The organism is Streptomyces sp. NPDC001920, from assembly GCF_053594495.1.
Genome location: NZ_JBSFEP010000001.1, coordinates 385,470 through 397,831 on the forward strand (window position 1 = coordinate 385,470; position 12,362 = coordinate 397,831).

Sequence of the window (12,362 nt, forward strand, 5' to 3'; positions counted from 1 at the left end):
TCGGCTCCTCAGTTCGGGCGTTCGGTGGCGGTGCGCAGGTGCGCCAGCACGGCGTCCAGGTACCGCAGCGACGAGTTCAGGCGGATGAGGGCTCCGGTCGCGATCTCCCGGCCGCTGCGCGGGTCCTCGTGGATCAGCGGCTTGACGACGTTCTTGAACCAACCGGAGGCGTGTTGCGCGTCGATGCCGATGTGCAGTTCGTGGTACCGGACGCCGTCCTCGGGGAGGCCGGCCCGGCGCCAGCCGTCGACGAAGTCCCGGAACCGTATGGGGACCATGTACTCCGTCACGCCCATGAAGCCGACGGCCTTCAGATAGTGCCGGCGCGACAGGGCGAGGCAGGCGGAGAGGTTGCCGGAGATTCTGGTCTCCAGCAACTGGTTCTTGGCGATGTACGCGTCGTCCGCGCCCACCGTGCGCAGCGCCTGCGCGAACATGGCCGTGTGGACGTCGGCCGGGTCGCCGTTGCCCATCTCGTCCCAGTAGTTCGCCGCGAGCTCCAGCTTCTGCCGTCCGGACACACCGAGCTGCATCAGGGCGAGGATGTCGTCGAACCGGGGGTCGAGGTTCGACTCCTGGGCCAGGAAGAACCGGAAGTCCTCGGCGCCGGCCTCGTTCCTCAGGTACTCCCGGTACAGCGGATGCCGTCGGCTGCCGTGGTCCCCGATGCGCGCCTTCAGCCAGGTCACGTAGGCGTCCGGGTCCTCGGGGTACGAGGACACCTCGTCGTCGGTGATGTCGGCGAGTTCGCGTTCCAGCACGGCCTTCTCCAGGACGGCGGCGATGTCCCGGTGGATCGGCTGGGTCTCCTTGCCGGCGCGGTCCACGCCGGGCGGTCCGAAATCGTTGTCGTATATGCGGGCCAGGATGTCGTGCAGGTTCCACAGGGCGAGCTCGTCGCCCTGCCCGTACGCCGTGTCGACCAGTTCGCGGCAGGCGAGGACGACCTCCTTGCGGAAGTCCGGGTCGGTGTTGAGTGCGTGCCAGTCGTCTCTGTCCTCCGCCCTCGTCAGTGAGGACAGCAGGGATGTGTGGGACATGTTCACGCGATCGCGTCTCCCTGGGATGGCTCGCGGAGCATGGGGTCATGCGTCCGCGGACATGACGTGTCAGACGGCGGACTTTCCCTTGAACACCGCATCCAGGACCGTCTGATCGACGATCTCGGAGGCATCGGGGAGGCGTTGCACGCCCGATGCGCGCAACGCCTCGTACATCTTTCCGCCGAGCAGTTCGGTGTCGATCCGGAACAGTCCGCTGGACTCGGTCAGCGCGCTGCGGGTGAGCGGGGTCTGCAACTCGTTCTCACGGATCTGCTGCTTGAGGTCGAGCCCCAGGTCGACGCCGTACTTCTCGACGGCCAGCCGGGCGGCGATCTTGGGATCCCGGGCGTTGTCCTGCCACCCGCGGACGGAGGCACGAAGGAATCCCTCCACTGCCTTTCGGTGCTTGTCCAGGAACGAGTTCCCGGTGAAGACCAGGCAGGCGTAGCCGGGTATGCCGAGGTCACTGGTGGTGACGGACACGTAGTCCGTCCCCTCCTTCATCCCGTACTTCTGCTCCAGGGTGATGGGCTGGCTGGTGACGAAGCAGGTGTACACCGCCCCCTTCTTCTCGACGAGCGGCGCGGGATCGAAGCCGACCGGGACGAAGGTGTAGTCCTTGGGCAGCCCCGCCACCTTGAGCGCGGCGTCGATCGTGGGCTGGGTGCCCTGCTGGCCGAGGATCTTCTTGCCGACGAGGTCGGCCGGTGTCCGCACCGGATCGGAGGCCAGCGAGAGCATGCCGCCCGGTCCGGTCTGGAACTGGGTACCGACGAGCTTGAAGTCGTTGCCCTTGGCTATGGCCTGGACGACGGTCTGCAGGTTGGGGTGGATTCCGATGTGGGCGTTGCCGGTCGCGACCGATTGCGTCGGGTCGGGCGCGTTGGGACCGCCCGCCTGGAACTCGACCGTCAGCCCCTCGTCGGCGTAGTAGCCGCGGTCCGCCGCGATCCAGTATCCGGCGAACTCGACGTTCTTGATCCAGCCCAGCGCGACCTTGATGGTCTGTCCGCCACCGCCGGACTCCGCCTCCCCGCTGCCGCAGCCGGCCAGCAGACCGCTGAGGGCGAGTCCTGCCGCGCCGGAGGCGCGCAGGAGTTGACGGCGGGTCGGAGCGGATCGTGTGAGGTCAGGCATGCCCATGAAGCGATAACTCCCCGTTGGTTGTGGCGACTTCAGTGGAACCGGCCGGCCGCGGCGCGTTCCAGTCTTTGGGCCAGCACCGAGAATGCGACCGACAAGGCGATGGCCACGAGCGCGGTGCCCCAGGCGCGGGCGGTGTCCATGTAGGTGACGGAGGTGGCGAACAGCCGGCCCAGGCCGTGCTGTCCGAGGAGGTACTCGGCCAGCATGGCCGCGAGCACGGCGCTCGGCGCGGTCGTCCGCAGGGCGACGAGCAGGGCGCCCACGGCGTGCGGCGCGTACAGCAGCCGCAACCGCTTCAGCGGTCCGGCGCCCAGCACGGTGAAGAGGTCCGCGGTGGCCCGGGGCACGCTGTGCAGCGCCGAGTTGATGAGGACGAAGGCAGGGAAGAAGGAGACGACCACGGTCACCACGAGCGCGGCGCTCTGACCGTACCCCACCAGGTGTCCGATGACCGGGATCAGGGCGACCACCGGTACCGACCGCATGACCAGGGCGGCGGGTGTCACGACCCCCGTGACCAGGCGCGAAGCCCATACGGCGAGAGCCAGCAAGGCGCCCAGCGCCATGCCCAGCACCAGCCCGGCCACGCTCATCAGGACGGTCCACAGCAGGTCGGGCAGGTATGCGGGGGCGTGCGTGAGGAGGTCCTGGAAGACGGCGGCCGGGCTCGGGGCCACGATGGCGTTGACCGAGCCGACGTGGACCCACGTCCCCCAGGCGGCCAGCATTCCGAGGAGCAGCCAGTAGCGGATCAGCCACTTCTTGACCAGGTTCACAGGAACCTCCCGCGCACCGCCGAGCGGCACGCACCGACCACCGCGTAGGCCACGAAGGACAGCAAGGTGGTGGCGAGACCGGCCGACCACAGCAGTTCGGTCTGCAGATTCTGCATGGCCCCGACGAGCAGCACGCCCAGCCCCCGGTCGGCACCGAACCACTCTCCGATCACCGCCCCCAGCACCGCCGCGGGCGCCGCCTGGGCCAGTCCGTCGAGCAACAGGGGTACGGCGAAGGGAAGCTGGAGGTGCAGCAGCTGCCGGCGGCGGCCGGCACCGAGGGTCGTGAGCAGGTCGCGGTGGACTTTGGGCGCGGCGGCGAGCCCCGCGGTGGCCGCCACGAACACGGCGAAACAGGAAGCCAGGGCCGCGACCACCGTTGCCGTGCCGTCCCTGCCGACGGTCGAGACGAAGAGCGGACCGAGCGCGATCAGGGGCAGGGCGTTGATCACGGTGACCAGACGGTCAAGTCCCGGCTGCAGGACCGGCAGCAGCACGCCGAGCACCGCCAGGACCAGCGCCGCGAGGGCCCCCGCCACGAGTCCGCTCAGCGCGGAGGCGGTGGTGGCGGACAGGGAGCGCAGCAGCAGGTCCTGGATCTGCGGCTGGTCCGCGTAGTCGACGACGGCACTCAGCGCCGGCCAGCCGGCGCCGGCCCACCGGCTGCGCCCGATCACTTCCCAGGCGGCGATCAGCAGAAGCGTTCCCATGGTGCCGAGCGCGAGGGTCCGTACTCCGCTTCTCATGCGGTCCCGTCCCGGTCCAGCTGTTCCAGCAACCGCAGTGCCACGTCCTGCACTTCGGAGGCGTGGCCGGCTTCGGCGCGCTTCTCACGGGGCACGTCGATCGTCTCCACGTGGCGCACCCGGCCCGGCCGGGCGCTGAGGACGACGACCCGGTCGGCGAGCAGCACCGCCTCGTTCACGTCGTGGGTGACCAGGAGGGTGCTGATCCGCCGCTCCGCCCAGATGCGGGCGAGTTCCAGGTTCATCCGCCGCCGGGTGACGGCGTCCAGGGCGCCGAAGGGCTCGTCGAGCAGCAGCACGTCGGGGTCCATGACCAGGGCGCGGGCGATGGCGGCGCGCTGCTTCATCCCGCCGGACAGCTGGCTGGGCCGGGCGTCCGCGAAGCCGCCCAGCCCGACCAGGTCGATCAGTAGGCCGACCTTCTCCCGGTCGACCGGTCGCCCGGCGATACGGAAGGGGAGGGCCACGTTGTCCCGCACGGAGGACCAGGGCAGCAGCGCGTGCTCCTGGAACGCCACCCCGAGTCTGCGCTCGGCGAGGAAGGCCGCGGGCGGGCCACCGCCGACCAGAACGCTTCCCGAAGTCGGCTCCTCCAGGCCGGCGATGAGCCGCACCACGGTGGACTTGCCGCAGCCGGACTGGCCGATGAGCGCGACGAACTCGCCGGGTGCGACGGTCAGATCGATGTCCGCCAGAGCCTGCACCGCACGACCCCGGGCCAGCGTGTAGTCCTTGGACACCTGACTCAGGACGATCGCGGGCGCGACATCGGACCCGGTTATCACCCCCGATAAGGATGGCGATGGGGTGGCAGGCTTGCGCACAAAGGTCTCCAGAAGGTTTTGAGCCAGGTCTCGGAAACATCCGGCCGATTCGCCGGAACTGCACAAACATTTCGATCAAGCGAAGCGAACGCTCCGCGATACGGTGCCGCAGTCAGGGCGGACCATTTTCGGCCACCCCACGGGCAACAACATACTCAGGCCACTACTTGCGTCTGGCACATACCAGCGGCCATAGTACACAGGAGCTTGGCCGGTTCAAGGATGGCACAAGCACTCGCCCTGCCCCTCGCCATCGTGTGCGGAGCATTCGCGAGTTCCTACACCTCGACTAATCCGGGAAATTCGGACATTCCCGTCCCGGACTTCCGGCAATACACCGTTGATCTCTGCACGACGGACGGTCTATCGTCTCGGGAAGCCGCCATCCGGCTGCCTGAAACCGCACCGGGGGAAAATAACTTGACGCAACTGAAAAAGCTGCTCATGTGCAAGTGGGAGCGGGAGCTCTTAGCCACCCTGCTCGACTCGGGCAATGATGTGATCCTGGTCCTCGACGACTTCGACACCGAGCACCACCACTTAGAGCCCGAGCTGATCGAGCGCACCGAGCGGGTCTACCGCGTTTCTTCTTTCGACGCGCTGAGTGATCTTTCCGCGGTCGCCGCGGACATTCGGCTCCGCGGGGAGCAGATCGACCAGGTCATCAGCTTCACCGAATTCAGCCAGCTCGGCGCCGGCTACCTGCAGAGTCTCGTGGCCGCACGGCCCACGGACCTGCTGGACTGGGTGGCCGTCCGCGACAAGCGGCTCATGAAGGAGCGGGTGCGGGCGGCCGGAATCCGCACCGCGGCCTCACTCTCGCTCCCCGACGCGAACGACCGGGAGCGCCGCGAGCACATCAAACGCACGCTCCGGTTCCCCGTGGTGGTGAAGCCCGCACTCGGCTTCGGGACGATGAGCACCCGCAGGGCCGACACCCCGGAACAGTTCGACCGGATCCTGGACGACTTCCATTACGAGCCGCTCCTGCCCTCCCGCCAGCTGACCGTCGAGGAGTTCGTCACCGGCCGCGAGCTGCTGGTGGAGGGCCTCTGGGTGAACGGCGAGCCGGAGTTCTTCGTGGCCGGCAGCTATCTGGAACCCCGTCTGGCCAGCATCGGAAGCCGGACCGGCGGCGGCACCACGCAACTTCCCGACGGGGCGGTTCTGCTGTCGCGGGAAGACAACGCACAGCTCTACGAGCGGCTGCTGGACTTCTGCCGGCGGGTGAACGCCGCCTTCCACGTCACTCATGCCGTCACCGAGGTCGAGCTCTTCGAGACCCCCGACGGCGAACTGGTCTTCTCCGAGATGTGCACGCGACTCGGCGGCAGCGCCGTCGTGCCCATGGTCTCCGAGCACCTCGGCGAGCCCGTGTGGCACATCATCGGCCGTGGTCTGCTCTCCGACCAGGCCCACCCGCGCGAAGTGGTCCGGCGCCACGTCGGATTCGTCAACCTCTCTCCGGAGAAGCCCGGCGTCATCACGACGCTGCCGCCCGTGGACGAGGTCGCGGCCATTCCCGGGGTCGCGCGGGTCTGGCCCGTGGCCAAGGTCGGGGACACCCTTTCCCTCAGCCATGGCGCGGAATTCTGCTACATCGTCATCTTCGGATCCGACGACCGCACAGAATTCGACGCCGCCATGAAGAAGGTCATGACGGAGTACCGCGTGGCGACCGAGCCCGCTGGTTCCGCCGATCCCACCAGCGCCCGCTGATCTCTGCCGCGAGAGCGCCGAGCACGTTCCGTAGAACTCCTGAAGCGAGGTTCCTTCGTGCCCGAATCCATTTACTCTCCCGCTGCAATCTGGCGCCACCCCGGGAAACATCATCTACTCGCTCTTGAAAATCCCTGGTACCGGCTCATCGCCGGACTTCAGGACGTTGTGTCACGCGCCACCACGGAATTCTGGACGAGCAACGGCGGCCAGACCATCCACCTTCCGCTGACGACCGGGTCGATTTCCAGCCCCATGGGTCTCGGCAGCGATTCACTGCCCGTCGAGGTGGAACTGGGCGGCACGCCCACCTACCTGGCCGATTCCATGCAGTTCATGCTGGAGTACGGCTGTCGCCTCACCGGCAAGAGCGTGTACTACATCATGCCGTCGTTCCGGGGCGAGCAGCCGGACACCTCCCATCTGTCGCAGTTCTTCCACAGTGAGGCCGAGGTCGCCGGAGATCTCGACACCGGAATACAGGTGGCCGAGAAGTATCTGGTTCATCTCGTGCGCCGCGTCCTCGAAGAGGAGGCGGACGCCCTCGCCAAAGCCGGCGGCGACCTGGCGAGAATAGAGTCCTTCGCCGCCGACCCGGTCTTCCGCCGCATCACCTTCGACGAGGCCGCCGAACTGGTGGAGGGCCACGGCGTACAGCAGGAGGCCGGCTGGCGCACGCTGACCCGCGAGGGCGAGCGGGCCGTGATGGACAAGCTGGGCGAGTTCACCTGGATCACCCACTGGGACCACCTCTCGGTGCCCTTCTACCAGGCGTTCGCGGACGGCTCCGAGCAGCGCGCGTGCAATGCCGACCTGCTCTTCGGCATCGGTGAGGTCGTCGGCCTCGGTGAGCGGCACGAGACCTCGGCGGACGTCCGCCGGGCGCTCGGAGTGCACGACGTCTCCTCCGAACCGTACGAGTGGTACTGCGAGATGAGGGACACCGTGCCGCTGCGCACGACCGGGTTCGGCATCGGCCTGGAGCGGTTCTTCATGTGGCTGCTGGACCACGACGACATCCGGGACATGCAGCTGCTGCCCCGTGCGCACGGGGCCGACATCGTTCCGTGAGCGCCACCAGGCCGTCCACCAGGCCGTCCACCAGGCCGGAATCGGCCCGGCCGCGCACCGGTGAGAGCGGGCGCATCGGATTGTGGACGCCGTCCTCACCGGCCCCGAACCTGTTCCCCAAGCGGATGGCGAGAGCCACGGCCGCGCTGCGGGCTGCGGGCTGGGAGCCCGTCACCGCCCCGCACACGCTGGGCAGTCACCGCATGGGGGCGGCCGAGCCGGCCGAGGTGGCCGAAGACCTGCACCGGCTGCTGCGGGACACGTCGGTCGGTGCGGTGATGGCGACCACGGGCGGATACACCGCCATGGAGATCCTTCCGTGGATCGACTACGGGCTGGTGCGCCGCCGAAACGTTCCGGTGATCGGGTACAGCGATGTCAGCTGTGTGCTGTGGGCGATGGCTTCGCAGGGCGTGCGGTCACTGATCCACGGTCCGATGGCCGTCTCCGAGTTCGGGCACTTCGGCGGGCCGTTCCCCTACGCGCTCGACAGTCTGCGCGGCGCCCTGCGCGGCCACGGGACGACCGTGCTGCGGCCGCCGTCCGAGTACACCGACGACGATCCGTGGTGGGACCGGGACGACGAGCGCCCGCTCACGATGCGCACCGCAGCGCCCTGGCGGGTCCTGAGGCACGGCGTCGCACAGGGGCGGTTGCTGGCGGGCTGTCTGTTCTCGGTGTCCTCGTTGTTCGGCACGCGGTACTGGCCGGACGTCTCGGGGCGGGTCCTCTTCCTGGAGGACTTCGGCACCGGGCCGGACCAACTGGTGCCGTTGCTGGCGCAGTGGCGGCTTTCCGGACAGCTGGAGTCCGTCGCCGGCGTGGTGTTCGCCCGCCGGGCGAGGCCGGGCCGGGCGGCGAGCGGCTGGGTGGACTTCGACGACACCGTGCTGCGGGCGTTCGACGGGATCGACGTGCCGATCGTGACCGACGTCGACTTCGGTCACACCGAACCGATGTTGTCCCTGCCGCTGGGCGCCGAGGTCCGGCTGGACACCGACCCATTGGCCATCACACTGAAAGAGCGAGATGGTGCTTAGATCCACGCTTCACCCGGGAAAAGGGCACCAGGACGCGATGCTGGTCCCGGAGCCCGCGCAGGTGCGCGGCACCCGGCTGCTGCTGTTCCGGGAGCTGACGGCCCACGGCTGGGAGCGGCAGACGCCCGCCTTCGCGGTCCGCAGCCACGAGGCCGTCAGGTCGTGGCGCGACCACCGGATCCCGGAGCACGTGCGCTACGGCACCGTGTGCCGGGCGCACACCCTCACCGGCGAACGAGCCCTCACCCTGCGGTCGGTGGGCCTGGACTTCACTCTCGTCACCGGCCCGCGACTGCAGCGGGACGGTCTCGACCAGCGGCTGCTCTCCCTCGGGTACGCCCTGGACGGCGACGAGGTGAAGCCGGACGTCCTGCTCGCCGAGTCGTGGACCCGGGCCCGCTCGACCGATGTGGACGGCTTCCTGGAGGTCGTCGACCGGTTCTTCACCGACGTCGAGTGGCAGCTGAGCGCGCCCGACCGGACACTGCGGCATTTCCGCGCGTGCGCGAGGGGGTTGCGCGTTGCTGCGTGAAGCGTCGAAGCAGTTCCCGCCGTATCAGAGGCGTCTCGTCACCGCCGGCTATCTGAGCCGACATCCGGTCTCGTCGGGCGTGCCCAGCCTGACGGGGGCCGGGCTGGAGCTCGGCGACCGTATCGTCGAGCGGGTGCTGGAGCACGCGGGGCGGCTGTGGCCCTTGCAGGTGCACGCCCATCCGCCGGTCCTGGCCGATCCCTGGTCCCTGGAGTTCTCCTCGGAGATCTCCGAGAACTTCGACTGCTTCCGGATGCCCGACGGCAGCGTGTTGTGGTACGACACCAACCCCGCCCACATCGACCATCTGCGCGGGCGCGTCCGGCAGGGCGAACTCCCCGCCGCGGTCGCCTCGCCGGAGGGCACCTACCGGCCCGTGCCCAATCCGCGCCCGCTGGTGCGGGACGAGTTCATCTCACCTGCGATCGGGCTGCACATCGCGGTCGAGGAGCCCCGGGAGGACGAGGCCTGGCAGCACATCGGCACGCTGCTTGCCGGTGTGGCCCGGGATGTCGGTGTCCCCCTGCTCCTGGTGGAGACGCCCGCGCCCGAGCACTACGCCAAGCGCTGCGTGGCCGCCCTGCTCAGCACCGCGCCCGGCCGCTGGGAACCGTGGATGCTCGCCTACCGCCTGGGAGAGGTCTACGAGAAGTACCTGGACCTGCCGGGGCACGCGATCATGGAAGTCGGCATCTCGGAACGGGTCATGGCGTTCGGAGCGCAGATGCAGCAGGGGCAGGCCGCACAGTTCGCGAGTGCGGTGACGCCCACGCAGATCTTCACCGAGTCCCCTGACCCCGCGCTGGCGGGCCTGCGCACCGCGCCACCGCCGGACACCGCGGGCGGCGCCCGGACTCTCACCCGGACCGGCGCCGCCCCCGTACTGCTGGCCGCGGACGGCCGCAGCTACGCCCGGCTGTCCGACGGTTACCGCGTCCGCCACCCGGTCGACCGGCCGATCCCGGAGATCCTCGCGCTGGTGGACGAGGACCTCCGCAGGTCGCAGCAGCAGCGGCTGCGGGAGTTGCTGGAGGGGCAGCTGGTCTGCGCGGCCGACGGCGGGACCGAGTTGAGGGGCCACGGACGTCTCGTCGCGCTGCCGGGGGGTGCGGAATCGTCCGTGCACCACGAAGAGGGACAAGGAGGCAGGCCGTGACATCGACCAAGCTCGGTCCGCTCACCCACCCCGGCATGCGCCGGCTGCTGCTGTCCACCCTGGTCTCCGCGGCGGGCGACGCGTTCCTGCTCGTGGCCCTGCCGTTCGCGGTGCTGGAGTTCTCCGACGCCCCGTCCGCGCTCGGCATCGTGCTCGCGGCGCACACCATCGCCCTGGTCGTGTTCATGCTGCCGGGCGGCCTGGTGGGCGACCGGCGGTCCCCCACCGCCACGCTGTTGCTGACGGACGTCGTCCGGGTCGGCACCCAGGCCACCGCGGCCGCCCTGGTCCTGACCGGCACCGCGAGCGTCTGGGCGCTGGCCGCCGTCTACGCCGTGCACGGCGCGGCCTCGGCGTTCCACTTCCCCACCTCCCGTGCCGTGATCACCCAACTGGTGCCGAAGGACGCCGTGCAGTCCGCGACGGCCCTGCTGTCGATCACCTACAGCACGGCGATGATCCTGGGGCCGCTCGCCGGAGGACTGGCCGTGGCCTGGTGGTCGCCGGGGACGGCCATCGCGCTCGACGCGTTCTCGTTCCTCCTCAGCGCGGTGCTGATCGGCGGTCTCGGGGTGCGCCGACCGCGCTCCGCATCCGGCTCCGGTCCGATGTGGAAGGAAGCTTTCGGCGGGTTCGCGCAAGTGCGGGCGCGTCGGTGGCTGGCTCTCGGCCTCTGCCACGCGGCCCTGTTCCAGTGCTTCGCGGTGGCGCCGAACCAGGTGCTCGGGCCGCTGATCTCGCATGCGGACTACGGCGGTTCCGGTGACTGGGCGCTGCTGCTGTCCGTGGCGTCCTGCGGCCATCTGGTCGGCGGGCTCATGGCGGTCAAGGTGATTCCCTCGCGCCCTCTCGCCGCCGTGTTCGTCTCGGCCGCACTGGCCGGACCCGTCCTGGTCGCGCTCGGCGCGGCCGTCTCGTTCGCCGTGCCCCTCGTCCTGATGGGCCTGTACGGCGTGGCCATCAGCTACGCGGACACGGTGTGGCACAGCGTGATCCAGCGGTGGCTCCCGGGTGAGTTCCTGGGCCGCGTGTTCGCCATCGACGGACTGATCTCCCTGGGTCTGCGGCCCGTCGCGATCACGGCCGTGGCGGCCGTGGGCTCGTGGTGGGGCGTGCACGAGGCGGCGCTCGTCGGCGGCCTCGCGACCGTGGTGCTCAGCGTCGTGCTGCTCGCCTTCCCGACCTCCCGCGGGCGGGGCGAAACCCATGAATCGGACCGGCAGGTCCCAGCGGAAGTCCAGGAGAGTGCCTAGACATGGTGCGTGTGGAGACAGTGGACGGGAAACTGCTCGTCACGGGTGACCAGCGGGTGTGCACCCGGTGTGTCCTCCCGGAGTCGTTTCCCGGTATCGCCTTCGGCGAGTCGGGAGTGTGCAGCTACTGCCTGGACGAGGGCGAGCGGATCGACAACAGCAGGTCCGTGCTCGAAGCGGCCCTCGGCAAGGCGACCGCAGCGCAGTGGGACGACCGGTCGTACGACTGTGTGCTGCTGTACAGCGGCGGCAAGGACAGTTCGCTGGCCCTGGTCTCCCTGGCTCGGGACCACGGTCTGCGGGTGCTGGCCATGACACTCGACAACGGTTTCCTCGCCCAGGCCACGACCCACAACATGCGCGCGGTCGTCGACGCCGTGGGCGCCGATCACCTGGTCTTCCGGCCGCACCGGAAGCTGATGAGCGGTGTCTACCGGACCGCCATGACCACGGAGATGGGCCCGGAGACCATCAAGTACTCGACCGCGGCCTGCGGTTCGTGCATCGGGCTGGTCTTCTCCGTGGGCATCCAGATCGCGTCGGCCCACCGGGTGCCCCTGCTGGCCGGAGGGTGGACGCCCGGCCAGATGACGACATCGGCCTTCGTCCCGACCTCCTTCCTGCGGGAGGTGGCGGACCGCAACCTCGACCCGGTCAAACTGGCCGATCCACAGCTCGGCCCCGGGCTCGACCTGTGGACCGGACCGACCGAGAACGAGCCCCTGGGCCTCATCAACCCGCTCTACGCGACCGACTACACCGAGGCGGGGGCGCTGGAGCAGCTCCGTGAATTCGGCTGGGTGCCGCCGAAGGAGACCGACTCCTGCTCGACGAACTGCCGGCTCAACAGTCTGCTGATCGTCGATCACATCAACCGTCACGGCTTCCATCCCTACGTGTACGAGATGGCCCATCACGTCCGGCTCGGTGCGCTGGGCCGCGACGAGGCGCTGGCGAAGCTCGGCGACCTCGGAGTCGCCCCCGCCACCGTCAGCGCCGTCTCGGTCGAGCTCGGAATGCCGACCCTCCGTATCTCCAACTGACCCTTCAGGAGCG

At 69.2% G+C, this 12,362-nt stretch carries 12 protein-coding genes; 7 read left to right on the forward strand and 5 right to left on the reverse strand.

Annotation, left to right across the window (positions count from 1 at the left end; genetic code table 11):
- Positions 1–8 precede the first annotated feature (8 nt).
- The 5 genes from ACWCPI_RS01580 to ACWCPI_RS01600 all read right to left on the reverse strand — a co-directional run bounded on the left by ACWCPI_RS01580 (position 9) and on the right by ACWCPI_RS01600 (position 4,496).
- Positions 9–1,040 carry an iron-containing redox enzyme family protein gene (locus tag ACWCPI_RS01580; RefSeq protein WP_451036355.1) on the reverse strand — a complete coding sequence of 344 codons (1,032 nt, stop codon included), beginning with the start codon at positions 1,038–1,040 and terminating at the stop codon, positions 9–11.
- 69 nt (positions 1,041–1,109) lie between these two features.
- Positions 1,110–2,186 carry an ABC transporter substrate-binding protein gene (locus ACWCPI_RS01585; protein ID WP_451036180.1) on the reverse strand — a complete coding sequence of 359 codons (1,077 nt, stop codon included), beginning with the start codon at positions 2,184–2,186 and terminating at the stop codon, positions 1,110–1,112.
- Between the two features lie 32 nt (positions 2,187–2,218).
- Positions 2,219–2,965 (reverse strand): ABC transporter permease, encoded by a 747-nt coding sequence (locus tag ACWCPI_RS01590; protein WP_451036181.1) that lies wholly within the window; start codon positions 2,963–2,965, stop codon positions 2,219–2,221.
- Entirely contained in the window at positions 2,962–3,711 is a 750-nt protein-coding gene (locus tag ACWCPI_RS01595) for an ABC transporter permease (protein ID WP_451036182.1), read from the reverse strand. The genes ACWCPI_RS01590 and ACWCPI_RS01595 overlap by 4 nt, the downstream gene beginning before the upstream one ends.
- The gene (locus ACWCPI_RS01600; RefSeq protein WP_451036183.1) at positions 3,708–4,496 is read right to left on the reverse strand and encodes an ABC transporter ATP-binding protein; all 789 of its coding nucleotides are present in this window, start codon (positions 4,494–4,496) and stop codon (positions 3,708–3,710) included. The genes ACWCPI_RS01595 and ACWCPI_RS01600 overlap by 4 nt, the downstream gene beginning before the upstream one ends.
- Positions 4,497–4,955: 459 nt before the next feature.
- Between ACWCPI_RS01600 and ACWCPI_RS01605 the strand changes: the two genes are divergently transcribed.
- Genes ACWCPI_RS01605 through ACWCPI_RS01635 form a run of 7 tightly spaced genes read left to right on the forward strand, consistent with a single transcriptional unit; the run spans position 4,956 to position 12,349 of the window.
- Positions 4,956–6,254 (forward strand): ATP-grasp domain-containing protein, encoded by a 1,299-nt coding sequence (locus ACWCPI_RS01605; protein ID WP_451036184.1) that lies wholly within the window; start codon positions 4,956–4,958, stop codon positions 6,252–6,254.
- 57 nt (positions 6,255–6,311) lie between these two features.
- On the forward strand, positions 6,312–7,325 hold the full coding sequence (locus tag ACWCPI_RS01610) for an asparagine synthetase A (protein ID WP_451036185.1): 1,014 nt from the start codon (positions 6,312–6,314) through the stop codon (positions 7,323–7,325).
- Complete coding sequence (locus ACWCPI_RS01615) at positions 7,322–8,365, forward strand: S66 peptidase family protein (RefSeq protein ID WP_451036186.1); 1,044 nt, start codon at positions 7,322–7,324, stop codon at positions 8,363–8,365. The genes ACWCPI_RS01610 and ACWCPI_RS01615 overlap by 4 nt, the downstream gene beginning before the upstream one ends.
- A 37-nt stretch (positions 8,366–8,402) precedes the next feature.
- A complete protein-coding gene (locus tag ACWCPI_RS01620) occupies positions 8,403–8,897 on the forward strand; it encodes a hypothetical protein (protein WP_451036187.1) in 495 nt (164 codons plus the stop codon).
- Positions 8,887–10,053 carry a hypothetical protein gene (locus ACWCPI_RS01625; protein ID WP_451036188.1) on the forward strand — a complete coding sequence of 389 codons (1,167 nt, stop codon included), beginning with the start codon at positions 8,887–8,889 and terminating at the stop codon, positions 10,051–10,053. Before ACWCPI_RS01620 ends, ACWCPI_RS01625 begins: the two co-directional genes overlap by 11 nt.
- Positions 10,050–11,306 carry an MFS transporter gene (locus ACWCPI_RS01630; RefSeq protein WP_451036189.1) on the forward strand — a complete coding sequence of 419 codons (1,257 nt, stop codon included), beginning with the start codon at positions 10,050–10,052 and terminating at the stop codon, positions 11,304–11,306. The genes ACWCPI_RS01625 and ACWCPI_RS01630 overlap by 4 nt, the downstream gene beginning before the upstream one ends.
- A 2-nt stretch (positions 11,307–11,308) precedes the next feature.
- Complete coding sequence (locus tag ACWCPI_RS01635) at positions 11,309–12,349, forward strand: hypothetical protein (protein ID WP_451036190.1); 1,041 nt, start codon at positions 11,309–11,311, stop codon at positions 12,347–12,349.
- Positions 12,350–12,362: the final 13 nt, after the last annotated feature.

What these genes read in the sequence shown, in the direction of transcription:
- ACWCPI_RS01580 (WP_451036355.1), bottom strand. Translation starts at nt 1,040, where the DNA reads ATGTCCCACACATCCCTGCTGTCCTCACTGACGAGGGCGGAGGACAGA.
- ACWCPI_RS01585 (WP_451036180.1), bottom strand. Translation starts at nt 2,186, where the DNA reads ATGGGCATGCCTGACCTCACACGATCCGCTCCGACCCGCCGTCAACTC.
- ACWCPI_RS01595 (WP_451036182.1), bottom strand. Translation starts at nt 3,711, where the DNA reads ATGAGAAGCGGAGTACGGACCCTCGCGCTCGGCACCATGGGAACGCTT.
- ACWCPI_RS01620 (WP_451036187.1), top strand. Translation starts at nt 8,403, where the DNA reads ATGCTGGTCCCGGAGCCCGCGCAGGTGCGCGGCACCCGGCTGCTGCTG.
- ACWCPI_RS01635 (WP_451036190.1), top strand. Translation starts at nt 11,309, where the DNA reads ATGGTGCGTGTGGAGACAGTGGACGGGAAACTGCTCGTCACGGGTGAC.